Annotated in this window: 23 protein-coding genes and 2 pseudogenes; 13 read left to right on the top strand and 12 right to left on the bottom strand. The window is 61.6% G+C overall.

Annotation, left to right across the window (positions count from 1 at the left end; all coding sequences use genetic code 11):
* Positions 1-46: 46 nt before the first annotated feature.
* A complete protein-coding gene (locus H1Q64_RS18010; protein WP_237904965.1) occupies positions 47-301 on the bottom strand; it encodes a hypothetical protein in 255 nt (84 codons plus the stop codon).
* A gap of 67 nt (positions 302-368) precedes the next feature.
* Positions 369-1,157, bottom strand: coding sequence for a DNA/RNA non-specific endonuclease (locus H1Q64_RS18005; RefSeq protein ID WP_237904964.1), 789 nt, complete (start codon positions 1,155-1,157; stop codon positions 369-371).
* Between the two features lie 124 nt (positions 1,158-1,281).
* On the opposite strand from H1Q64_RS18005, the gene H1Q64_RS18000 reads away from it, so the two are divergent.
* Complete coding sequence (locus H1Q64_RS18000; RefSeq protein ID WP_237906458.1) at positions 1,282-1,569, top strand: hypothetical protein; 288 nt, start codon at positions 1,282-1,284, stop codon at positions 1,567-1,569.
* A 166-nt stretch (positions 1,570-1,735) separates the two neighbouring features.
* Here the strand turns inward: H1Q64_RS18000 and H1Q64_RS17995 are convergent, their stop codons facing one another.
* Entirely contained in the window at positions 1,736-2,752 is a 1,017-nt protein-coding gene (locus H1Q64_RS17995) for a calcium-binding protein (protein WP_237904963.1), read from the bottom strand.
* Positions 2,753-3,050: 298 nt separating this feature from the next.
* On the opposite strand from H1Q64_RS17995, the gene H1Q64_RS17990 reads away from it, so the two are divergent.
* From H1Q64_RS17990 to H1Q64_RS17975, 4 genes are all read left to right on the top strand, one after another.
* Positions 3,051-3,260: a DUF2190 family protein gene (locus H1Q64_RS17990; protein WP_237904962.1), complete on the top strand. Its 210-nt coding sequence runs from the start codon at positions 3,051-3,053 to the stop codon at positions 3,258-3,260.
* A 73-nt stretch (positions 3,261-3,333) separates the two neighbouring features.
* Positions 3,334-3,636, top strand: coding sequence for a hypothetical protein (locus H1Q64_RS17985; protein ID WP_237904961.1), 303 nt, complete (start codon positions 3,334-3,336; stop codon positions 3,634-3,636).
* A 216-nt stretch (positions 3,637-3,852) separates the two neighbouring features.
* A complete protein-coding gene (locus tag H1Q64_RS17980; RefSeq protein WP_237904960.1) occupies positions 3,853-5,178 on the top strand; it encodes an AAA family ATPase in 1,326 nt (441 codons plus the stop codon).
* A gap of 1 nt (position 5,179) precedes the next feature.
* Positions 5,180-5,836 carry a hypothetical protein gene (locus tag H1Q64_RS17975; RefSeq protein ID WP_237904959.1) on the top strand — a complete coding sequence of 219 codons (657 nt, stop codon included), beginning with the start codon at positions 5,180-5,182 and terminating at the stop codon, positions 5,834-5,836.
* A 625-nt stretch (positions 5,837-6,461) separates the two neighbouring features.
* Here the strand turns inward: H1Q64_RS17975 and H1Q64_RS17970 are convergent.
* Together H1Q64_RS17970 and H1Q64_RS17965 are read right to left on the bottom strand one after the other, a co-directional pair.
* Positions 6,462-7,418 carry an STM4504/CBY_0614 family protein gene (locus tag H1Q64_RS17970; RefSeq protein ID WP_237904958.1) on the bottom strand — a complete coding sequence of 319 codons (957 nt, stop codon included), beginning with the start codon at positions 7,416-7,418 and terminating at the stop codon, positions 6,462-6,464.
* A 353-nt stretch (positions 7,419-7,771) separates the two neighbouring features.
* A complete protein-coding gene (locus H1Q64_RS17965; RefSeq protein ID WP_237904957.1) occupies positions 7,772-7,930 on the bottom strand; it encodes a ribbon-helix-helix protein, CopG family in 159 nt (52 codons plus the stop codon).
* Positions 7,931-8,066: 136 nt separating this feature from the next.
* On the opposite strand from H1Q64_RS17965, the gene H1Q64_RS17960 reads away from it, so the two are divergent.
* From H1Q64_RS17960 to H1Q64_RS17950, 3 genes are all read left to right on the top strand, one after another.
* Complete coding sequence (locus H1Q64_RS17960) at positions 8,067-8,828, top strand: helix-turn-helix transcriptional regulator (RefSeq protein WP_237904956.1); 762 nt, start codon at positions 8,067-8,069, stop codon at positions 8,826-8,828.
* Positions 8,821-9,315 carry a hypothetical protein gene (locus tag H1Q64_RS17955; protein WP_237904955.1) on the top strand — a complete coding sequence of 165 codons (495 nt, stop codon included), beginning with the start codon at positions 8,821-8,823 and terminating at the stop codon, positions 9,313-9,315. The genes H1Q64_RS17960 and H1Q64_RS17955 overlap by 8 nt, the downstream gene beginning before the upstream one ends.
* A gap of 960 nt (positions 9,316-10,275) precedes the next feature.
* Entirely contained in the window at positions 10,276-11,364 is a 1,089-nt protein-coding gene (locus tag H1Q64_RS17950) for a transposase (RefSeq protein WP_237904954.1), read from the top strand.
* Positions 11,365-11,592: 228 nt separating this feature from the next.
* On the opposite strand, the gene H1Q64_RS17945 is transcribed toward H1Q64_RS17950, so the two are convergent.
* Positions 11,593-11,931 carry a hypothetical protein gene (locus H1Q64_RS17945; protein ID WP_237904953.1) on the bottom strand — a complete coding sequence of 113 codons (339 nt, stop codon included), beginning with the start codon at positions 11,929-11,931 and terminating at the stop codon, positions 11,593-11,595.
* Between the two features lie 660 nt (positions 11,932-12,591).
* On the opposite strand from H1Q64_RS17945, the gene H1Q64_RS17940 reads away from it, so the two are divergent.
* A complete protein-coding gene (locus H1Q64_RS17940; protein ID WP_237904952.1) occupies positions 12,592-13,086 on the top strand; it encodes a hypothetical protein in 495 nt (164 codons plus the stop codon).
* Positions 13,087-13,274: 188 nt separating this feature from the next.
* Here H1Q64_RS17940 and H1Q64_RS17935 read toward each other — a convergent pair whose 3' ends face one another.
* Positions 13,275-14,303 (bottom strand): hypothetical protein, encoded by a 1,029-nt coding sequence (locus H1Q64_RS17935; protein WP_237904951.1) that lies wholly within the window; start codon positions 14,301-14,303, stop codon positions 13,275-13,277.
* Positions 14,304-14,521: 218 nt separating this feature from the next.
* Between H1Q64_RS17935 and H1Q64_RS17930 the strand changes: the two are divergent.
* Positions 14,522-15,581, top strand: a pseudogene (locus H1Q64_RS17930) (IS630 family transposase).
* Between the two features lie 48 nt (positions 15,582-15,629).
* Here H1Q64_RS17930 and H1Q64_RS17925 read toward each other — a convergent pair.
* A protein-coding gene (locus tag H1Q64_RS17925; protein WP_237904950.1) for an IS5 family transposase occupies positions 15,630-16,476 on the bottom strand; the annotation gives its coding sequence in 2 pieces (ribosomal slippage) (positions 15,630-16,253 and positions 16,255-16,476; 846 coding nt in all).
* 111 nt (positions 16,477-16,587) lie between these two features.
* Between H1Q64_RS17925 and H1Q64_RS17920 the strand changes: the two are divergent.
* Together H1Q64_RS17920 and H1Q64_RS17915 are read left to right on the top strand one after the other, a co-directional pair.
* Positions 16,588-17,094, top strand: a pseudogene (locus H1Q64_RS17920) (IS6 family transposase); the annotation flags it as partial.
* Positions 17,095-17,105: 11 nt separating this feature from the next.
* Entirely contained in the window at positions 17,106-17,429 is a 324-nt protein-coding gene (locus tag H1Q64_RS17915; RefSeq protein ID WP_269145371.1) for a nucleotidyltransferase family protein, read from the top strand.
* A gap of 226 nt (positions 17,430-17,655) precedes the next feature.
* On the opposite strand, the gene H1Q64_RS17910 is transcribed toward H1Q64_RS17915, so the two are convergent.
* Genes H1Q64_RS17910 through H1Q64_RS17895 form a run of 4 tightly spaced genes read right to left on the bottom strand, consistent with a single transcriptional unit; the run spans position 17,656 to position 20,176 of the window.
* A complete protein-coding gene (locus H1Q64_RS17910) occupies positions 17,656-18,153 on the bottom strand; it encodes a DoxX family protein (RefSeq protein ID WP_237904948.1) in 498 nt (165 codons plus the stop codon).
* A 3-nt stretch (positions 18,154-18,156) separates the two neighbouring features.
* The gene (locus H1Q64_RS17905) at positions 18,157-18,921 is read right to left on the bottom strand and encodes a DNA-binding domain-containing protein (protein WP_237904947.1); all 765 of its coding nucleotides are present in this window, start codon (positions 18,919-18,921) and stop codon (positions 18,157-18,159) included.
* On the bottom strand, positions 18,911-19,792 hold the full coding sequence (locus H1Q64_RS17900) for a DUF692 domain-containing protein (protein ID WP_237904946.1): 882 nt from the start codon (positions 19,790-19,792) through the stop codon (positions 18,911-18,913). The genes H1Q64_RS17905 and H1Q64_RS17900 overlap by 11 nt, the downstream gene beginning before the upstream one ends.
* Before the next feature lie 48 nt (positions 19,793-19,840).
* A complete protein-coding gene (locus H1Q64_RS17895; protein ID WP_237904945.1) occupies positions 19,841-20,176 on the bottom strand; it encodes a DUF2282 domain-containing protein in 336 nt (111 codons plus the stop codon).
* 146 nt (positions 20,177-20,322) lie between these two features.
* On the opposite strand from H1Q64_RS17895, the gene H1Q64_RS17890 reads away from it, so the two are divergent.
* Positions 20,323-21,267, top strand: coding sequence for a LysR family transcriptional regulator (locus H1Q64_RS17890; protein ID WP_237906455.1), 945 nt, complete (start codon positions 20,323-20,325; stop codon positions 21,265-21,267).
* Positions 21,268-21,326: the final 59 nt, after the last annotated feature.

Here is a 21,326-nt window from a genome sequence, read left to right as displayed (position 1 = left end):
GCCTGCTATCGAGGTCAGTTCAACGCATCTGGTGCGTATTTTCCCCTCACCCCCAAGGATCTTCCACCTTATCAGTTGGCTTGGTCGCTACTTGGTCTGGCAGACCCTGTTCATCCTCCAGCGCAGCGACGACATCATCCAGGATAGCCTTCAGCTCGCGAGCATGCTGGAGGCCCTTCTTGTCCTTCGTGACGATTAGGCTGCCATAGATCGACACCCGGTCGGTCTGGTTCTCGACGGTGAGTTCGTCGACTTGAAGCGATTCGGCCTCGCTTGCGAAGGGCTTGATCTGCGACGGCATGGTCACCTCTCGAGGGGCAGGAACGGCATTGGTGTGAATGTAAGGCGGTCACGGCTGGCCGCCATCATCACCTGCGCGGCTTCGGCGTGGGCAACGCCATTGCGGTCGCCTTCGCTTCGGGCGGAAGTGCTGGAAAAACGGAGATGCCAGTGAGCTGTTCCAGTTCAGCGATGGACATGACCTTGAAGGATTTGGTGTCGATATTCTCGACCACGTAGGCACCGGCGGTGCGCTTGGCCGGGTCGTATACCGCCTTGAACGCATGCGTCGGCACGATGACGCGCCCGTTGATCCGCTCGAAGGTCGCGCCGCGCTGGTAGATCGGCCCGGTCACGACGTACAGCTCACCGCTCCGCACAGCGTAATCTCGTGTCGCCGACTCGATCTGCTCCCAGATGATCTGGTTCATCCTACGGTTCTGGGGGATCATGTTGGCGAGGCTGAAGCTCTCGTGCTGAGCCTGGGCATTCGGCATGTCTCCGCTGGGGCTCATGTGCCCGCGGTCGAAGCCGGACCCCTTGTAATCGTCCAGTTCCGCGCGCTCATCAGGCGGCAGGTTGGGATCGGGATGGAACGTGTTCTTCCGCTTCATCTCCCGTGCGGCGGCCAACCGGTCGGCCGTCAGGTGTTCGGCTGACCAGAGGGAGGTGCGGCTCACCCCGGAGTGGAGCAGGGCGTAAGCGCTGTAGCAGATCGGCCGGGTCTTCGCCGAGAGGGCTTGGCGGACCAAGTCCGGAGCCTGTCCATCGAGGAAGTGCTGTGGGCAATCGGTCGCCGCCGCCGCGGCGCTCTGGAGGGGCCCAGCAAGCGCGAGGGCGCCGAAGGCAAGAACGGCGGCAATGTGGCGTCCGAACATAGGGCGGCTCCTCTTGCATGGCGGCGGGGCCGGAGTATGCCGCCCGGTTTGAGGTAGTTGCAATGAAGCCTTAAGGATCTCTCATCAGGATATGGTGTGGTTCGCCTTCCAGTTGGTGAGAACGATGCGGCGCTCGCTCCTTCTGCCCTTGATTGGGCTCATCATCGCAATATCCGGTTCACCTGCGACGGCCCGCGGCCCAGCGCTCACCGACGAAGAGGTGAGGGAGCGGATCATTCAGGAATCGATCGCTTCATACCCAGGGAACTGCCCGTGCCCATACAATACGATGCGGAACGGGCGGCGGTGTGGTGGAAACAGCGCCTACAGCCGGCCGGGTGGTCGGTCACCGCTTTGCTTCCCAAAGGACGTCAGCGACAGCATGGTCAGCCGGTACCGGCAGACGCATTGAGGATCGGTGCAGAGGCGGAGTGAAGCACCGATCTTCACTACCGTCGTTACTTCGCCTTCAGTCATCATGCCGTCCCGGCCCATAATGGACTGGGCCGGGGCGGCGGACGCGCTCCTGGTGGAGCCGTTCAACAACGACACGCAATTTTGGAGAGTGCAGTTCGCCATCATATGGTAGTGAACGCATCGTCCCAGTTCGCCGTCACTCCGTCCTTGCTCATAGACATGGCGTAGTTCTGTGCAACACCATAGGCGAGACCTTCGAGCTTAAAATGGGTCGTGTTCTCGAAGTGAGTAAACACAAACTCGACGCTCGAACCGCCATCAACCGAGTTGACGCCCTTTAGGAGCCATTCGTTCTTGAAAACGTAGTCAACACCCATCTGGAAATCCTTGATGGTTGCCGACAGCTGGTCGGCGACGCCGTCTTCGGCTATCGAATAGGCATACACATAATCGACGCCGAACAGGTCTTGGCCGCCGCCGCCCCACATTTGGTCAACACCATTCTTGGAATCGATGGAGAACTGATCGTCGGAGGCGCCGCCATATAGGAAGTCGGCTCCGGCGCCACCGACAAAGCGTGTGCCGCCGATATCGCCGCCGTACAAGGTGTCGACCCCGTCGCCGCCCGCCAACTCGTTGTAACCGTCGCCAGCGTGCAGCATGTCGTTGCCGCTGCCTCCGTTCAGAGTGTCGTCACCGGCGTCGCCATACAGCCGGTCATTGCCCGCTTCACCATGCAGCTCGTCGTTGCCATCCCCGCCCGATATGGTGTCGTTACCATTGCCGCCGTAAGCGCGGTCGTTCCCCCAACCAGGGCCCCAGTCGGAAAAGATGCGATCGTTGCCATCGCCACCCCAAAGGCTGTCGGCTTCGCTCCCGCCATAAAGAGTATCGGAGCCACCGTCTCCATAGAGGCGATCAGCGCCTTGCTCGCCGTAGACTTGATCGTTGCCTTCACCGCCTGACAGCGTGTCATTGCCGTTGCCTCCGTAGACGGTATCGTTGCCCCAGCCGGTGCCCCAATCTGCGAAAATGCGGTCGTTACCGTCACCCGCCAGGACGCGATCATTGCCAGCCCGACCATAGCCGGTATCGTTCCCGGCATATAATTCGATGGTATCGGCGCCGTCAGTGCCGTAGCGGGTATCATTTCCGGGTGTTCCGAGAATAATTGCCATGGTGCTCCTCCTTCCTGAGCTGGGAACCCTGGCATTGATAACCGACGCTTGGCGTTCGCGCGGTCGAACATAATCTTCGGTTCTAATTCCGTGGGGTGATGCCCGGATCGATCAGTGGTTGATCGGCGAACTACGCCTACGGAGTCGGGCCCTTCATACACCTCACGACGCGATGGGGAGGGGGACGACCTCGCCCCAACCTGACCATCCCGCGCGCCTTGGCATCGGAGGAGGGCTTCATCGTCGGGAGCCTGTTCTCGCCATCGCCAGCACCGACGCGGCCAGCGGTGGCGCCCTGGTGGGTGTCACCGAGGGCGTGTTCATCCTGCCGAAGAAGCCGGCCGTCGCGATCGCCGCGGGCGGCCGGGTGAACTGGGACAACACCGCGCACCAGTGCGACGCGCCCGGCGCCGGGCTGTACCCGGTGGGCGTGGCGGTGGAGGCGGCCGGCAACGGGGCTGGCACCGTCACGGTGCGGCTGGACGGCGTGAGCACCGCGGCGGCCTGACCTGGGCGGACACGCCCGATCCATGAGCTGGCCGGCGCGTCATGCCCGGCCGGCTTTTCTATGCGAGGTGACCATGAGCAAGCCCGAATCGTCGTGCCCGGCCGTCGAGGTGCTGGACCTTCGCCTGTCAGAAGGGACCGGGCAGACGCTGGCCGTTGCCGTCGTTCAGGTGGGGCCGGTGGAGATCCGTAACGTGCGGGTGACCGACCGGGACGGGCGCCTGTTCGTTCGGTTGCCGGGCACCCTCATGAAGAAGCGCCTGAAACCGGCCGTCTGCCTCGATGAGCCGGTGTTTCTGGAGCTGCGCGAAGCGGTGCTGGCGGAGTACCGGTTGGCGACCGGGGCGGACCCGTGGGGCACCTCTCGGGCGCTGTAGCGGCTGCCCTGGCCGGCGAGACCGGCCCGAGCGTCTACAGCGCCGACGAGAGGCCGGAGGGGGGCGTGGTGGTGTGAGGGGAGGTCTGTGTTTCCGACAGATTGCAGATCTAGAAAGCCGCTCTATGGCATGCTAATGGTGCAATTCAGCCTGCGTCAGCCTATCTTACTGTATCGTTAGAACGTTCTGTGCTTCAGCAGCCTCGGGGAAAATCCGTTGATTGAGAATGTCACGATCAAAAACTACAAGTCTATTTTAAAGGCCGAGATGTCCCTTGGTCGTATTAATGTATTCATAGGTGAGAATGGTGCTGGAAAAAGTAACATTCTCGAAGCATTTGCGCTTGTTGGTGCCGCTTCTGCAGGTAAGCTGGACAATGAATTTCTTGCATCACGCGGAATTCGTGTGACGGCGCCGAATTTCATGCGATCGGCATTCACACCCGAATGCAACAAAGACCCCATTGAGATCACAGTATCAAACGAAAATCTTTCGCATGTAAAATACATCATTGAAAATGGGAATGAACCATATGCAAATTGGTCATACTCGGTTGAGATCGGGACATTGGGTGCGCGGGAGGATGTTGAGATAAAGGAAGGCGTGAAGGTAACGACTGGTATTAACAAAGGAAGGGCAAGGGACTTTATTGACAAGATTATTAAAGAGCGTGACCTGGATATTGATATTGTCATTGAGCATGCTTCTGTATTCTCCAAGGCGCTCATTGAGGCATCTCGGCATGCGAAATCAATGAAGAGTAATACTGTAGATGGTGGGGGTTCGAAGGCTTTCGAGATTGGTAATAAAAATATCTTTGCGGAGATTGTTTACGAGTATATATCGTCAGAGTCGGGGAGTGGCTTGTATAAGCAAATACTGAAAGACTTTATTGTTTACTCGCCAGAAAATACGGCTTTGCGCCGTTTGGATCCCGAGGGGCAGATAGAACCTTTGGGAATTAATGGTGAGGGATTGTTTAAATTGCTGTCAGTTCTGGACTCTGGTCCAAATTCACAGGTGGTAAAGGATATTAATAAAAAGCTCAATCTATTTGGATGGTTCAACGGGTTTAATTTGGTTTCAGGTAACTCTGGAGAGACTGGAAGTTTGGCTATCCAGGACAGGTTTTTGTCTGAAACTATGAACGTTTTTGATCAGAGGAGTGCAAATGAAGGCTTCTTGTTTTTGGTGTTCTACTTTGCGCTGTTTTCAACGGAACTAACACCGAGATTTTTTGCCATTGATAACATTGATGCTTCGCTCAATCCTAAGCTTTGCCAAAAACTTATAAGAGAATTGGTTGCGTTGTCGAAGAAGCATGATAAGCAAGCGCTTCTAACCACACATAATCCGGCAGTGCTTGATGGAATCAATCTTGACGACCCAGATCAGAGGCTTTTTGTTGTGTCAAGAAACACCAAAGGTGAAACTAGGGTCAGGCGAATTGAGAACAAGCCAAAAGCTGACGGTGTCGAAAAGGTGAAGTTGTCAGAAGCTTTCCTAAGGGGCTCTCTTGGCGGATTGCCGCGGAGCTTTTGACATGAAAACGTTTGCTCTGATTACCGAAGGGATAACTGACCAAGCCTTTTTACAGGTCATTTTAGAAGCATATTATGGAGATGATGAGGAGATCGATGTCACGCCTTTGGAGCCGCCTCGTGATGCAACTGATGAGTCAAGGCAAGCTGAAGGCGGTCATGGCGGTTGGGAAAACGTCCTAGAGCAGTGCTCGATAAAAGAAGTGGTATCTGATGCAATTAGCCTCAATGATTATCTGATCATTCAGGTTGATACAGACGTTTGTGAGGAGGTAAACTTCAACGTTTCGTATCGTTATGATGGAAGAGAACGAACGACGCACGAGCTTATTGAAGCAGTAAAAGAAAAATTGGTCAGCAAAATCGATCCAGAAGTATATGAAAAAAACAAAGATAAATTTATCTTTGCTATAGCTGTGCATTCATTAGAGTGCTGGCTACTTACGGCGCATGGGCATACGAAATCAGCTAAAGAAAAACTCGTGGAATGCGAGGACCAGTTAAGGCGGTCTCTGGGTAGCAAAAAGATAAAGTATGTTAAGAATTACTATTCATATATATCCTTTTCAAAGGAATATAGAAGAAAAAAAGACTTAATGCGTTATGTAGAGGCAAATATAAGTTTCAAAATTTTTGTTGAATCTCTGCCTAAAAACTAATTTCATTGCCGAACGATGAGCGTATTTCCAGAGTGAGTGTTGTTGATGCCTCCTATCTTTGTAGGTGCGCTCAGAGTTAGGCTGGCTAAGAACTTTAATTAGTTTTCCGCATCCTCCCTTACGCAGGCGGTGGCGGTCGGCGTCAGGCAGCTTGCGGGTGGTCTGGCGATCCCCAAGCCGGCCAGCGCCGACTGCCGATCTTGCTGGGCTCTTACTGGTGCCCTGGGATATCCCCAACTGTAGACATGCCCCGCTCGGCACCTGCTGACTCACCGTCCAACCGCGCGCCAGCCTGTAGGGCAGGGGGCCGTCGCCGGGCACCCCGATCCCATCGGGGCACTCACCCGCCGGCCTGGAGTTGCTGCCCTTGCATGGTGCTGATCGCCACGCAGCTCACCAGCCGGGCGGGGAGGGGGCGGTGCTCCGCCCCTCTGGCGCTGGGGGGCGCCTCGACCAGCGGCCGGCTGGTGGCTGCCCGATGGAGCGCGCCCTGGAGCGTCTGGCCCTGCGACGTGAGGTGTCGCCGCAGTTGCTATTGATCTGCGACGACAACTACGGGGAAAGATATGCTGATGGTTTCAGTGGCACATTAAAGTGTTATCTCGCCAAGCGGAAAGCGGTCGCATCAGTCACGACCCTTGCTAATCTTCATTTCACGGTAAGCATCTACTAAAAACACTATTTTTGTAGCCGCTAAGTGCAAGGCAAAGGAGGCCACATGCCTAGGAGTTTCTTTGATTTCTTTGCCCTGCCCATGTCCTCCTTCCTCATTACGAACTTTCGGCAGACCTGATTTTAAAACGGATATCAATTGGTCAAATGAGTTATCCAAGTAATCCGGAAACAACCCCTTATTTTTCGCAATGTTTAGAATATTGGCCCCAGGTGCATTTTTTGGATAATCCCATCCCATCCCATCGCAAATCGACTTGAGTACACTCTCAAATGCGCTGTGCGCATCCACGATGGCGTCCGAGAATTCTCCTCTTTTATAGTGTTCAAAAGCATTTCTTATTTCTTGATCTGCCCCTTCGAATTGCTCCTCGTGCAACAGTCGGATGGCTGGTAAAACAGTCTCCACATGGAGAAGCCTGTTGCTTATCTGTATCAGCTGCCCATTGACAAACTCGTAGCCAATTCCGTGTTCGCGAAATCTGGCATTCAATTCTTTCACAGCCTCAACTTCATCAATTTTAATTCCAAGTCGCTTCTTTTCATACTCGTTTATTTGTGGTAAATAAAAATGAACAACCTTAAATGAAAGATCAACGGCATCAAGAAAATCATCTGTTTCTCCATTTAATATATATTCCGTTACATGCTCGCTCGGGCTTGTTGTGACTTTTCTGGTGAGCGCAAGAACCCCTTTTTCTCTTTTTAGGGTATCATTTATTAATGACCATGCTTCATCTGTCTGTTCTCTATTAAATGTAAAACCGTAATAAGACGTTAGGGCGTCTTTTAGAATATGGATAACTTGTACTCTGAGTGGGTTAGGTATTGGCTCGTAGATATAAACGTCCTCCGAACCAGCTTTTATTTTTTTATCCCTGCGCTTAGAGAATGTTTCGAAAACCGGCATTACTGTCTCCGCATAACTTTAATCTGTAATTGATCATTGAGTTGCTTTTCTCAGTCAGGAAGTGATTCCAGAACTCCGTTCTAACGACACGAGAGCTACGACATTTCCCTGAGTGATTCAGGCAACCAGACGAGTTGGCGCCCTTCCGCATTGCAAAAAACTAGCCGAAGATAGCGCGGGTAGAGTTTCTGAGCAGAAAGGGCGCTTTGACAGTTGCAGAACGCAAGGGAGTGTGCAAGTGGATACGCGTGCGGTCTGTTCGCATTGACCTCAAAAGCGAGGAGTAAAGCCCAGCTTCTGTAGATGCGAGCCGTTAACTTTGTCTAGGTTCGTTGACGGGTTTGAGAGCACCCTTACTCCGGCTTTGGCAGATAACCCCGCTCGACCAACCATGCCTTCAACACCCGCTCGACCAGCGACGACACCGACCGGTCATCGTCCTTTGCGGCGCGCTCCAGGGCTTCTTTGATCTCAGGTTCCACTCGGACGCCAAGCGGGTTTGTGCGCGCCATGTTATCACCGTGCCTACAATCTGAATTGACGTGTAGGCGGAGTGTAGGCACGGCGCAACCGCTGTTGTGGCCGAACGGGGTGCTGGGAACACCCCGCCCGGCCTAACCACAATCGAGCTGCATGGAGCTACGGATCATGGCTGATTCCGAGAATACCACACCCTTGCCCAGCGCTGGCCGCCGGAAATCGGTGGGCGCCCTGGTGCCGACCAAGCCCGCCGACCTGCCGCCTTTGACACCCGACCAGCTGAACGACCAAGACGGTGAACCGCGGGTGCTCGACCTCGCCCTTGCTGAGCGTCTGGGCTTCTCCGACGTTCACAAGGTCCGCTCCCTGATCGAACGGAACCGCTCCGAGCTGGAGAGCTACGGAGTTATTTCCGCCGCCGTGGCGGAAAACACCGATCCCATGGGCCGAGGCCGCCCCGGCAAAGCCTACTACCTGAACGAAGGCCAAGCCCTGGTCATCTGCGCCCTGTCCCGCACCCCGCAAGCCGCCCTGGTGCGCCGGCAGATCATCGAGGTGTTCTTGGCTTACAGGCGGGGCAAGCTCGCTTCACCCGAGGGGGCCGCTATAGCTGCTCTGGCCGCTGAGGTGGGCCGGCTGGCTGCGGTGGTGGGCGAGCTGGTGGCGGGTGCCGCCAAGCCCGTCCAGATCGCCGAGGAGAAGCCGAAGGCGCTGACCGGGAGCAAGGTCCGCATCCGCGCGACCGAGCCGGGCGACCTGCTGTACGGGGTCAAGGCCATCGCCCATACTCTGAACCTGACGGAGCGGCAGGCCCGAAACCTCCACGACAAGGGACGGATTCCGACGTTCAAGGTCGGGACGAAGAGGGTGGGCGCCCGGCGGAACGAGTTGGCGGCGTGGCTGGCCGGGCAGGGGGTGCCCCATGCTTGAGCCATTATCCCGCCGCTCCATCCTGGCCGGCGCGTCGGCGGTGGTCCTGGCCGTTCCCGGCCCGGCGGATGCCGTGGACCCCTTCGGGGCTGCAATCGCCTCGCTCGACGTGCGTGCGCCGGCCGCCGTGCCCGATCCGGTCCTTTCCCTGTGCGCTCACTGGTGGGAGGTGGACGCCAAATGCGAAGGCGCCAACAAGCGGGTGGAAGCCCATTGGAATGAGCTGGAGCAAGCCGGCCTGACCCACGACGAGATCCAGCGCGACCCGATCCAACGCGTCATGTGGGACGAGACGTACCATTGGAGCGCGGAAGTCGATGCGGCTGAGTCCGTCATCTGCTCCACCCCTGCCGCCACCCCCGCCGGCATTCTCGCCAAGCTCGAAGTGTGGAAGCAGACCAGCGAGGCGCTTGTGGGCGATTGCCAGCTCGTCGTGTCGGCGATCGAAGACCTCCACCGGCTGGTGCACGGTGAGGCCGGCCCGTAAGGCTTCGGCAAAGCGACGCCCATCCCAAACATCACGGTCGCGTCCGAATGGTGAAAATTGCATGAGAACGTGATGAGAACGCAGATCCTCGTGCTATGACACCTTTCGTGCCCTCGCGGACCGTTTTCGTTCTCGCGTGTTGCGCGTGTTGCGCGACAGCAAAGCCGCAGAAACAAAGGAATTTCACCGGTTTTGGCGGTGACTGGAAGTGGCGTTAACGGGTTTGCTAAACCGTTATAGGGGCTCAAACCCCTATCGTGGGTTCGAATCCCATCCCCTCCGCCACTTCCCCAACGTAACATGTTGATTTAAAACGGGAAAAGCTGGTTCGCCAGTTGTGCGTACCACGCTCTGTCCCACACCGTCGCGATGATGACCGGAAGCAGGCATCGTAGGCAGGCCGGGTGTTGCTGCGCCTGGAGGCCGCTGCTTCCGATGCTGGCACGGTGAATAGCCGGAGCATCCGGTGGTGAATAGCCGGAGCATCCGGTGACGGTCGGGAAGAAGGCGGGGCCGCCGCATCGGACAGCCGCTCCCCGCGAGTTTCCTCACGGCCAGCGCCAGCATGTTCACCAGCACACCTTCCCATCACTGCGCCGCGCGGCAGGGCTGGAACGATCTTCATTCACCCCTCGCCGAGCATCACACGTCGCATGGCGGAACGTAGCTCGCCCGGATTGGCCGACCGGCGCAGCCCCCGGCGGGTGCGTGACGGCAGCCCGGTGGCTGGAGCGTGTGGACGCCTGAACTGCCGGGGTGCGAGCCCCGGCCTCGACGCCGGGGCAAGCCGGACGATTGCCAATCCGAGGTGAGTGGCGGTCGAGCACGATCATAACCAGGGGACCCATTTATGGGCTGGTCATGATTGCTGCGAGTCACCACCGTCCGGAAGCCTCGAAAAACCTAGCGCGGCCGGCGTTCTGGTGATTCCCTTGGCTTGAGGGCGAAGGAGGACGGGACATGGCCGGTCAAGCTGGGCTGTTCGATCTTCAGGACCGCTATGCGGAGTTGAGCAAGAGCGGCGATCCACTGGAACGTCTGTCGTCGGTGGTGGACTTCGAAGTGTTCCGCCCGCCGCTTGACGCGGCCCTGGGACGCAAGGATCGCTCCAGGGGCGGCCGGCCGCCGCTGGACGCGGTGATGATGTTCAAGATCCTGGTGCTGCAGGCGCTGTATGGGCTGTCGGACAAGCTAGCCGAGTATCAGGTGCGCGACCGGCTGTCGTTCATGCGGTTCCTCGGGCTGGGGTTGGGCGACCGGGTTCCGGACCGGACGACGATCTGGCTGTTCCGCGAGGCGCTGGTGACGGCGGGAGCGATGGAAGGCCTGTTCGCCCGCTTCGACACGGCATTGAAGGAGCGCGGCTACTTCGCCCTGGGCGGCCAGATCATCGACGCCTCCATCGTGGAGGCGCCCCGGCAGCGGCTGACCCGGGAGGAGAAGCGCCAGATCCGTGACGGTGAAGACCCGCCCTGGCCGCCGGCCAAGGCGCGCCAGAAGGACACACAGGCGCGCTGGACGGTGAAGCGGGGACGGGTCAAGGCGAAGCCGGGGCCGACGCTCGACGGGTCCGAGGCGCGCATGGTGGAGGGACTTCTGATCCCGGCGTTCGGCTACAAGTCGCACATCACCATCGACCGCCGGTTCCGTCTGATCCGGCGCTTCATCGTCACCGACGCGGCGCGGCACGACGGCGCGCAACTGCCGGGCCTGCTCAACCCGGACGCTTTCGACAGCCGGGTATGGGCGGACAGCGCCTACCGCTCGAAGACCAACGAAGCGGCCATCACGGCGGCGGGGCGCCGCAGCATGGTGCATTTCCGCAAGCCGAAGGGCCGGCCGATGCCGGAGCCCCACCAGCGTGCCAACCGCGCCCGCTCGGCGGTGCGCTCGGCCGTCGAGCATGTGTTCGCCGACCAGAAGGCGCGCATGGGGCTGTTCATCCGCACCATCGGCCTTGGTCGCGCGACGGTGAAGATTGGCATCGCCAACCTCGCTTACAATTTCCGACGCCTGATCTGGCTTGAGGGGCGAGCTGCGCCCGTATAGCGCCAAAATCGCCGCATATTTCCGCCCTTTTCAGCCAAAACCGAGAGTCCAGCCCCTGAAATGCGCGGCTTTTCCGCCCGCGCGGCCCCTCATCGGCATGAACCCGCTCTCAGGGGCGGTTTATCGAGGTGCTCGTCCGGCGGAAGCGGCTTCGCCATACCGGTCCCTGTCCGCGAGGCGTGGCCGCGTCCACTGCTCCGCTGGGAACGCCTTTGCCCTGCGCCGGGATCACCACTGCCGCAGACGGAACGATGACGGCGGCGGGCTGCTGCCGAAGCCGAAGCTCGTGGACGGGCCGGATTGCCGGAACGTCTGCCCCATCAGATCGTCGGGTCGGCTGAGCGGGCTCGGGCGGTAGGTCGTGGTTCCACCGTCCTGGTCCCGGTGCCTGATGCTGTCGCCCCTCGTGCCGTCCGTGCGGTAGGTGCCGCTGGACCCGTCGCTGCACCGGTAGCTCTGTCCGGTCAGCGAGCCGGGGTCACCCAGCGGGGAGAGGTAGCAGTTCGCCGTTGCGGCGGCTGGAACGGCAAGGGCCAGAAGGCTGGAGAGCGCGGCGATCCGAAGCATGGGTGCCTCCATCATGAGGAAGCACCAAGCGTGCCGCGCCCGCGGCTCTGTTCAAACGCAAAGGTGGAGTGGAGGCGGGGGCATGCGGGCGATGGTCGAAGTGACGAGCAGGGAGGCAGCCTTAACCCGCGGCGCAATCGGGATCGTCACTTCCCATAGCGCCCTTTGCCGGAGGCTTCATCAACTGGTAGGCGATGCCGCCTCATCAGGCCGGCGCCGGGGGGCTGCTGGTTGCGGCCTGCGGGGCGGGGAGCTACTGCCCCAGCGGCCAACGTCTGGGGCGACTCCATGGACTCCCAACGGGCTGCCAGAGGCATGCTTCCACAGGTTGGATGCCGGTATGCGAATGCACCATCGCATCGTCTCGGGCCTGCGGTCAGGGGATGGGGTGCAGGACAGGCGCGCCGCTCCGATCCGCGCTGTGTGCTGGTCCAGCAGAAGACACCCCCCTACCCTTCGGCTTGGAGGGGGTGGGGGTCAAAAACCGCGGCTCTGCCGCGGGGGGAGGGACTGCTCACGTAAAATTTCCACAAAAGGTTCGGTGTCCTCCAACTTTCCCGAAGCATACCCAACAGAAATCATCCGATATCGGATGGTTTTCGGGTATAATTCCGTCTGCTCCCGATCTGGTGCGGGGCGTCGAAACTGACGGAGGAACGCATGAGCACGCTGCCCGCCAAGCCCAGTTTCGGGTCGGCGAACGTGGAACCGGAACGGCCCCGGCACCGCGGGATTTCGCGCAAGTTGAGCGCTGCACTCGATGCCCTGGTACACGGCGCCCGTACCATCACCGATGCAGCCCAAAGCGCTGAAATGCGCCGGGAAGCCCTTTCGCTGGCGCTGCGGAAGCCACACGTCCAGGAGGAACTGGACCGGCGTGTGCGTGACGCGATGAAGCGCAGGGGCGTAAAGGCGCTCGCCACCATCGAATTCCTGGGCGACATGGCGAAGTCGGAGTACGTGCGCTTGGAGGCCAGCAAGGACTTGGCGAACCGGGCCGGCTACATCCCGCCGAAGGAGCAGCCGTCTTCCGATGGCGTGCTGATCGTCAACATCGTTCTCGGCTACGGGCGGGGTCCCTTTGTGCTGCACGATGGGCCGCAGGACGGCGCCGGGAGCCACGGCCCCCGTCTCGAAGGGCGGGTTTCGCCGTGACGGGGCGTCACGATCTGTGGACGGGCGACCTGCTGCCGCAGTTGATCGCCCGGCGCCGGCAGTTGGGCCTCACGTAGGACGCGCTTGGGGACCGTATCGGCGTCACCGACTGTCTGGTCGGCAAATGAGAATGCGGCATGCGCACGTCGGGCGCCTTCCTACTGGGGTGCTGGGCGGAGGTATTCGAGTTAGTTGTCGTCGGCGATTTGATCGCTCGCCGGGTGTTCCTGGGCCCCACACTCCTCGCACCTCGCGACATACATGCCCTCGTCTCCGAGGTCGGGACGCCAATCCACCCGGACCCGGAACGACTTGCAGCGCCCACACTGATCCGGCGCCTTCGCCTTCATCTTGAGGACGGCCCTCGTGTAGTTTGCGACAACGTGTGCTGTAGCATCCCATGCCAGATGGGCGTCCGCTGATGTTGCGTTGGCTGCGTGGGTCAGCCAATTGACCAGCCTCCAGGCTCGCTCACCTGTGGTCTTCAAGTACCCTCGGACGTACTCCATCGAGGCCTCTGGTGCGACTGTGTTCGCGATCAGGTCATTCCAAGCTGGGAAGTCCGCTGCTTTCGGCGGATCGTCGCCGGCACCGAAGTCGAACCCATCAGCCAACTCCCGAATAAACGTGATCAGACACTCGCGGCAGCGCATCCCGACAGCTTGAAACTCCTCGGCCTCATCGGCTGCATCAAGTGCCTCGCCAGCTTGCAGTAGCTTTCGAGAGGTTACTAAAACGAACTCTCGCTCGGCATCAGAGCCATCCAGTTCTCGACGGGCGGCGACACGAGCCATTAGGCCAATGTGAAATGAGAGCGTGTAATCGAGGCTTGGCATTAGTTCCTGAGAGTAGAGGTTTGTTGGGTTTGTGATAACCCACCAGCGCCCCTTGTCAGTGTGAATGTCCCATACGTCGTGATCGTGTCCCATCACGCGTTCGCTTGCCACCTTTTCAGCGTGTAGAACCGTTTCTTCTCCATGCGCTTGCCACTCGACGTAGTCTCCAATCTCCTGTGCCTCTTGCTCAGAATATCGGAACATCAACTTGTGGAGGTCGCCCTTCGGGAGGGCTGGAGGGATCACGCAGGCGCTGGTAGAAGGATCGATGGCCTGCGGTTTTTCCTTATTCATATCACACCGTAGTAGGTTGAATTGTTTGCCGAAAGTCTTAACTACAGGACAGGAGCTTACAAAAGGAAGTGGAAATATCCACCACATCTTCAGCTGTGCCTTCGTTCTACTCTGGGTTCCTGCTCAGGCAGCGGCACCGGTCTGTCTAGGTAAGGTCGCTTCAATGCGCCAGTGGATCGGCAACCGGTATGGAACCTTGCGTCTGTAGGGCTTATACCAAGTCCTGTGGAGTACGCCTCATGCGGTGATTCCCGGAGGAGCGTGCCGCGTGATTCACCGGAGAGACCATGGCGACGAGGTCCACGATGGCCGCTCCGGTTCCGCTACGCAGCGATTACGATGCCGCCGCTCTGCGTCGGCTTGCCCGTGCCTCTCACGATCCCGGCCAAGTCCGTCGGCTGCTCGCCCTGGCGACGATCTACGACGGAGAACCGCGCTTGGCCGCGGCGCAGATCGGCGGGGTCGGCTTGCAAACGGTGCGCGACTGGGTGCTGCGTTTCAATGACGCGGGACCGGCGGGCTTGCTGACCGGCAAGGCGCCGGGCCCGCAGCCGCGCTTGGCCGACCATCACCGGGCGGCCCTGTGCCAGGTCGTCGAGGATGGACCGATCCCGGCGGTGCATGGGGTCGTACGTTGGCGGATTGCCGACCTGCTGCACTGGCTCTGGAACGAGTTCCGTGTAACCGTCTCCAAGCAGACGCTGAGCCGGGAACTGCGCGCTCTGGGTTTGCGCAAGCTGTCGGCCCGCCCCCGCCACCACGCCGAGGATCCCGAAGCGGCCGAGGCGTTCAAAAAAACTTCCCCGCCCTGCTGGCGCAGATCGCCGCGCACGAGGCCGCCGGCAAGCCCATAGAGGTCTGGTGGCAGGACGAAGCCCGCATCGGCCAGAAAGAACAAAATCACCCGCGCTGGGCACGCCGGGCACCCGACCGGCGGCCCAGCACGATCAGCGCACGCGCTCGGCCTATCTGTTCGGCGCGATCTGCCCGGCCCAGGGCAAAGGCGCGGCCCTGGTGCTGCCGCGCTGCACGAGCGAGGCGATGGCGCTGCACCTGGAGGAGATCGCCCGCGCCGTGGCGCCCGGGGCCCATGCCGTCGTCCTGCTCGATCAGGCCGGCTGGCACACCTCGGCCAAACTGCCGGTCCCCGGCAACTTCACCCTGCTGCCGGTGCCGCCGAAATCGCCCGAGCTGAACCCGGTGGAGAACATCTGGCAGTACATGCGCGACAACTGGCTCTCCAACCGGATCTTCACCTCCTACCAGAACATCCTCGATCACTGCTGCTTCGCCTGGAACGCCCTCGTCGAGCAGCCCTGGACCATCATGTCCATCGGACTGCGCGACTGGGCTCATCGGTCATGATCCGTGAGTCTTGGTATGAGAGGCAGTTGAGAAGAAGTCCGAGGAAATTCAGTGCAAATGCGATGGCGGACGCGCGAGGCGCTTCACGAGAATGTGGCTCATCGCCATGTAAATGAATGTCTCCTCCGACTCTGGAAGGCGCTCGTAATCTTTTGACAAACGGCGATGTCTGCCAAGCCACGCGAATGTCCTTTCCACGACCCAGCGGCGCGGCAGAACATGGAAACCTTTGGGAATTTCGGGAGGTTCCTGGCCAGGGGCGAGCCAAAAGCCCTGAATACCGGTCCACCAATGCTTGACGACTTCGATGGTCCAGCCGAGCCGGTCTTTGGCCCAGGTCTTCAGGCCTTGATAATGCGTGTCGGCCCAGACCAGCTGGATCGCGGGAAACCACAGGTGCAAGCCCGCCAGTAGGAGCATTCCTCCGGCCTTGTCATGAAGATCCGCCGGATGCACCCGCACCTTCAGAACGTCGCCTTCGGTGTCGACCAGAGCTTGCCGTTTCCGTCCACTGATCTTCTTGCCACCATCATACCCGCGCGGGCCGCCGGATTCGGTTGTTTTCACCGATTGACTGTCGATCGCCGCCGCCGTGGGTTGAGCTTTGCGGCCACGCCGCGTTCGATACTGCGCGCGCAGCGCCGCATTGACCTGTTCCCACTTCCCGCTTTTGCCGCCAGCGGCGGAAGTGATCGTACATGTCCGTCCAAGGCGGCAGATCGTGGGGCATCATGCGCCAAGCGATGCCGCCACGCAGGACATACAAACATCCGTCTATGATGCGCCTCAGGTCGTGTTTGCGCTGCGCTCCGCGATGCTCACTCTTCGTGAAGAGCTTCGAGACGACCGCCCACTCGCCATCGGTCAAGTCTGTCGGGTAACGGTCCAGGGGCATGCGATCTCCTCCCAAGGCGCCGACTCTGCATGCTTGATCAACAGATCATTTGGGGCGCGCGTTTCGAGTCAGCATTGATGCTGTATTTTCTTATTATTCTTCTCAACAACCTCTTACCTGTACCGTGCCGTTGACAAGCATGGCACCACCATCGACCTCTATCTCTCTCCCACGCGAAACACCGCCGCCGCCAAGCGCTTCCTGTCCAAGGCGTTGAACGGCTTGAAGGCGTGTGAGAAGCCGACGGTCATCAACACCGACAAGGCGGCAACTTATGGGCCAGCCCTGGCGGAACTGAAAGCCGAGGGCAAATGCCCGGAGGACACGGAGCACCGGCAGGTCAAATACCTGAACAATGTGGTGGAAGCCGACCAGAGCAAGCTGAAGCAGTTGATCCGCCCGGTGCGGGGCTTCAAGACCCTGAAGACAGCCTACGCAACGGTCAAGGGCTTTGAGGTGATGCGGGCGCTCCGCAAAGGCCAAGCGTCCAGCTTCAACATCACCCGCGACATGCGGGGCGAGGCGGGCCTTGTCGAACGCGCCTTCAACGTCGGACCCTGCGTGCTCGCCGAGGCCGTGCAGTTCATCAGCCAGCAACTCGAACTCCAGGACGCATAGCATCGGCGGTGATGCCCGTAACCATCATCTCGCGCCTGCCGGCAAACTTTGCAACAGAGCCGCGCCGCGGACCACGCCGGGCGGCCAGGCGCGCTGCTCTGAGGATGTTCGGCAGCCGGGCGCGCGGCAATCACCGGCCGGACAGCGACTGGGACGTGGCAGTGCTGCTGAACGACGGCCACTGCGGCTGGGATGACATCGCGGCCGCCGGCGACGTGGGGACGCAACTCATGGACGAGGCCGGGGAGTCCGTGGATGTGGTGCTGCCGCCGCCGGGCGGGCTCGAGCGGTCCGTCCTGGGCTCGTCCGTGCGCCGTGACGGGGTTCCCCTGTGACCAAGCCGCCTTCTCCCGTCGACCAGAGCATGGCGAAGGTCGGGCAGCTGATCGCCGGCGCGAAGCGGATGCTCGACGCCGAGATGACGGATGCCTCTGTCGTCGTGGCGCTCCCATGGAGTACGTGGCCCATAATGCATCCTTCCATTCCTGCGGATACAATGCACCATCAAATGTCGGGACTAAACATCCAGGGTCACCGTTGCCGGGTTCAATCGGGTTTCGATCAGCGGGACGCGCCGGTGAGCGCGCTTTGGACGATACGGTCGAGCGACAGCGGGCCCGGGCCGTGCACCAGGATCGCCAGCAGCAGGAACATCCAATAGACATGCTCCACGGAATCGTAGGCCGGGTTGGCGGAGCCCAGGACGAACTGGATCACCAGCGCCATGCCGAGCAAGGGCAGCGCCGCGAGGCGGCTCGCCAAGCCCACGGCCAGCAGGACCGGCATGCCGAGTTCGAACGCCGTCCCCAGCAGCGCGGCGACCCCCGGCGACAGCAGGGGCACGCGGTATTCCTCCTGGAACAGCAGGACGGTGGTGTCCCAGTCCTGGATCTTCGTCAGGCCGGACAAAAAGAACACCCGCGCGATCCACAGCCGGATCGCCAGTTGCAGCAGGGGCGCTCCCCAGCGCCCCAGGCCGGCGATGACGGCGGAGACGGTGGCGGACAGGTCGTGCAGCGCGCGGTGTCCGCGGCGGGACCCGATGGCGGCGTGAGTCATGGATCAGTCCTCCTTTGAGGGAAGCGTGAAGGCGGTGAAGCTGCCCAGTTGCAGGTGGGCCAGCAGCGTGCGCTGAAGGCCGAAGCCGGGCTCGATCGCCGATGCCGCCAAGGCGGCGTGCGCGAGGTCGGCACCCGCCGACAGGGCCATCAGCAAGGTCGCCTCGCCCGGCCCCAACGTGACCGCCTGCACCTCCAGCAGCGGGCGGACGATCAGCAGGTGCTGCGTGCCGGCCGCGATGGCGGCGGGTGCGTCGCCGCCCCGGCGCAGCGCGTCCCATAGCTCCAGGACCGGGAAGGCGCAGGTCAGCAGGTGGGCCGACGGGTGCATCGCCAGCCGCAGCGCCGGATAGCGGTCGTCCGGCAGGGCGCGCAGCGCGGCGATGTCCAGCACCGGGGCGTCCGCAGCGAAATAGGCGGCGTTCCAGGCCCACTCGACGCGGGCGAGGTCAGCGGCCCAGGGACGGTCGGCCATTTGGCGCGCGAGGTGGTCGGGGAACTGGTCGCCATAAGCCAGCAGCTGCGGCACGCGCGGCGGGTGCCGGCGCACGAAGGCCAGGGCCTCCGTTTGGAAGGCCGGGCCGCCGAGCAGCCGGGCGGTTGCCGGGAAGGCGGCCTCCAGCGCCCCGGCCAGGGAGCCCACGACGTTGTTGGCGTGGATGGCGAAGCGGATGGAGGCGGGAATGGCGCCGTCCTCGATGCCCGGCGGGATGCTGTTCCCGGCGCGCAGGAGATCGCGGCCCATGGCGGCCTGAAGGTCACGCAGCATGGCAGGCTCCCTCCGTCACGGCATGAAGGCTGCGGTCGGCGCGCCCGGCCTCGGCCAGCAGGACCGGCAGGTCCGGCACGTGCGTGTCCCATTCGACCAGCACCGGCCGCGGGCCGGTGCGGCGCAACGCCTCGTCCAGCAGGTCCCAGACGGGATCGGCGACCGGGCTGCCGTGGTCGTCGATCAGCAGCGTGCCGCAGCCGGTATCGTGCACCGCGTGGCCGGCGACATGGATCTCGCCCACCGCCTCCGGCGGAATGGCGTCGAGATAGGCGCGCGGGTCGAGCCCGACGTTGTGGGCGCTGACGTGGATGTTGTTGACGTCCAGCAGCAAGCCGCAGCCGGTCCGGCGCGCCAGCTCTGCCAGGAACTCCGCCTCCGGGATCGCGGAGGCGTCGAAGGTCAGGTAGCGCGACGGGTTCTCCACCAGGATCGGGCGCTTCAGCCTCTCCTGGACGCGCTCGACGTTGCGGCGGACGGTGTCAAGCGCTTCCTCGGTGTAGGGCAGGGGCAGCAGGTCGTTCAGGTAGGTGCCGCCGGCGCTGCTCCACGCCAGGTGCTCGGAAACCAGCTCCGGCTGGATGCGGGCGTAAAGGGCGGCCAGGCGGTCGAGGTGGTCGGGATCGACCCCGTCGGCGGAGCCGAGCGACAGGCCGACCCCGTGCCCGCTGAGCGGGTAGTCCCGGCGGATCGCCTCCAGTGCCGTCAGGCGGGGGCCGCCGGCCGCCAGATAGGTTTCGCTGTGCACTTCGATCCAGGCCACGGCGGGGCGCATGGTCAGGAACTCCGCGACGTGGCGGTGCCGCAGTCCGACGCCGGCCCGTGCCGGCAGGGGAGAAACGGTGCGGGGGGCGTCGGGCGCGGCGTGCATGGCGGGAACCTCCGGCGATCGGCGGGTGGGGCAGGGCTGTGGCCCGGATCAGCTCTTCTTGCCGGTGTTCGTGTCGGCCTTGGTCATGTCCTTGGGCATGCCGACGCCCTGGAAGGCCGCCAGCTTGCCGCCCATCTCGGTGCAGACGCCGGCCCGGACCGCCCGCCACTCGCCGCCGTCATAGTCCTTGGTGGACTGCCCGGCGCAGGAATGGGTGCCGGCCTCGTTGGCGCAGCTGTTCTGCCCCGCCTTGGAAATGCCGTAGCACTTCTCCAGGCCGCCGGCCTCCGCCGCGGCGGCGGTGGTGGCCGGCAGGAGCGCCGCCAGCGACAGGGCACCGGCCAGAGCGGCAGCAATCGTCAGGCCATTGGTCGTTTCAGTCATCGGTCATCTCCTTCGGTTGTCTCTCCCGCCAAGGGGAGTGGTTGACAAACCCAAAGTATTCGTTGTCCGGAACGATCTGAAATGCTTTGGTCCTATTGTCTGCATAGCCGCCGGCTATGGGGCGCCCCCTGCGCAGGGAGGTTGCAATGGAGATGCACCAGATCCGCTACTTCCTCGCCGTGGCGGAGACGCTGAACTTCACGCGTGCGGCGGAACAGTGCAACGTCACCCAGCCGTCGCTGACCCGCGCCATCCAGAAGCTGGAGGAGGAGATGGGCGGCCTTCTCTTCAGCCGGGAGCATCACAACACCCACCTGACCGAACTCGGGCGGCTCGCCCAGCCGCATCTGGAAGCGATCTACAGCGCCAACGCCGCCGTGCTGGCCGAGGCGAAGCAGTACCGTTCCATGGACCGCGCCCCCTTGAAGCTTGGTGTCATGTGCACGATCAGCCCGGCCCGGCTGGTCGGTTTTTTCGAGCAATTGAAGACGCGCGTTCCCATGCTGGACCTGATGATTCGCGATCTGCCGGCCAAGCCGCTGGTCGAGGCGTTGCTGGCCGGCGAACTGGACGTGGCGCTGGTGGCGCTGCCCTCCTTCCCGGAGCGCTGCACGGTCCGGCCGCTGTTCACGGAGCGCTACCTGATCGCCTTTCCGAAGGGGCACCGGTTCGAGGCCATGAACGCCATTCCCTTGACCGAACTGAACGGCGAGGACTATCTGCAGCGCGTTCACTGCGAGTTTCGCTACCATTTCGAGGCGCTCGGGCAGCCGAAACGCCACAACGTGAACGTCCGCTACCACAGCGAGCGGGAAGACTGGGTCCAGGCGATGATCGCCGCCGGCATGGGCTGCGCGGTGATGCCGGAGCATCTGGCCATCCTGCCGGGCCTATCGACGCGCGTGATCATCGACCCGGAGGTGTCGCGGACGGTGTCGCTGGTCACCATCGCCGGCCGCCGCTTCACCCCGGTGGAGCAGGTCGCCATCCGCATCGCCCAGACCCACCGCTGGGACGGCGCGGAAAGCAAGGCGGGCGCGGTGGGCTGGTGCGACGTGGAGGTGGGTGGGAGCGCAATGCCCCTTCCCTAACCCTCCCCGGTTGACGGAGGGGAGGGAGGGAAGGGGCCCAGGGGCAGCGTGGGAAGGAT

The organism is Azospirillum brasilense, assembly GCF_022023855.1.
Lineage (GTDB): Bacteria > Pseudomonadota > Alphaproteobacteria > Azospirillales > Azospirillaceae > Azospirillum > Azospirillum brasilense_F.
This window is presented reverse-complemented; position numbering and strand designations above follow the sequence as displayed.

Excerpts from the sequence above, each read along its gene's own strand:
- H1Q64_RS18010 (WP_237904965.1), bottom strand. The coding sequence starts at position 301 with ATGCCGTCGCAGATCAAGCCCTTCGCAAGCGAGGCCGAATCGCTTCAA.
- H1Q64_RS18005 (WP_237904964.1), bottom strand. The coding sequence starts at position 1,157 with ATGTTCGGACGCCACATTGCCGCCGTTCTTGCCTTCGGCGCCCTCGCG.
- H1Q64_RS18000 (WP_237906458.1), top strand. The coding sequence starts at position 1,282 with ATGCGGCGCTCGCTCCTTCTGCCCTTGATTGGGCTCATCATCGCAATA.
- H1Q64_RS17995 (WP_237904963.1), bottom strand. The coding sequence starts at position 2,752 with ATGGCAATTATTCTCGGAACACCCGGAAATGATACCCGCTACGGCACT.
- H1Q64_RS17985 (WP_237904961.1), top strand. The coding sequence starts at position 3,334 with ATGAGCAAGCCCGAATCGTCGTGCCCGGCCGTCGAGGTGCTGGACCTT.
- H1Q64_RS17975 (WP_237904959.1), top strand. The coding sequence starts at position 5,180 with ATGAAAACGTTTGCTCTGATTACCGAAGGGATAACTGACCAAGCCTTT.
- H1Q64_RS17970 (WP_237904958.1), bottom strand. The coding sequence starts at position 7,418 with ATGCCGGTTTTCGAAACATTCTCTAAGCGCAGGGATAAAAAAATAAAA.
- H1Q64_RS17965 (WP_237904957.1), bottom strand. The coding sequence starts at position 7,930 with ATGGCGCGCACAAACCCGCTTGGCGTCCGAGTGGAACCTGAGATCAAA.
- H1Q64_RS17960 (WP_237904956.1), top strand. The coding sequence starts at position 8,067 with ATGGCTGATTCCGAGAATACCACACCCTTGCCCAGCGCTGGCCGCCGG.
- H1Q64_RS17955 (WP_237904955.1), top strand. The coding sequence starts at position 8,821 with ATGCTTGAGCCATTATCCCGCCGCTCCATCCTGGCCGGCGCGTCGGCG.
- H1Q64_RS17950 (WP_237904954.1), top strand. The coding sequence starts at position 10,276 with ATGGCCGGTCAAGCTGGGCTGTTCGATCTTCAGGACCGCTATGCGGAG.
- H1Q64_RS17945 (WP_237904953.1), bottom strand. The coding sequence starts at position 11,931 with ATGCTTCGGATCGCCGCGCTCTCCAGCCTTCTGGCCCTTGCCGTTCCA.
- H1Q64_RS17940 (WP_237904952.1), top strand. The coding sequence starts at position 12,592 with ATGAGCACGCTGCCCGCCAAGCCCAGTTTCGGGTCGGCGAACGTGGAA.
- H1Q64_RS17935 (WP_237904951.1), bottom strand. The coding sequence starts at position 14,303 with ATGTGGTGGATATTTCCACTTCCTTTTGTAAGCTCCTGTCCTGTAGTT.
- H1Q64_RS17915 (WP_269145371.1), top strand. The coding sequence starts at position 17,106 with ATGCCCGTAACCATCATCTCGCGCCTGCCGGCAAACTTTGCAACAGAG.
- H1Q64_RS17910 (WP_237904948.1), bottom strand. The coding sequence starts at position 18,153 with ATGACTCACGCCGCCATCGGGTCCCGCCGCGGACACCGCGCGCTGCAC.
- H1Q64_RS17905 (WP_237904947.1), bottom strand. The coding sequence starts at position 18,921 with ATGCTGCGTGACCTTCAGGCCGCCATGGGCCGCGATCTCCTGCGCGCC.
- H1Q64_RS17900 (WP_237904946.1), bottom strand. The coding sequence starts at position 19,792 with ATGCACGCCGCGCCCGACGCCCCCCGCACCGTTTCTCCCCTGCCGGCA.
- H1Q64_RS17895 (WP_237904945.1), bottom strand. The coding sequence starts at position 20,176 with ATGACTGAAACGACCAATGGCCTGACGATTGCTGCCGCTCTGGCCGGT.
- H1Q64_RS17890 (WP_237906455.1), top strand. The coding sequence starts at position 20,323 with ATGGAGATGCACCAGATCCGCTACTTCCTCGCCGTGGCGGAGACGCTG.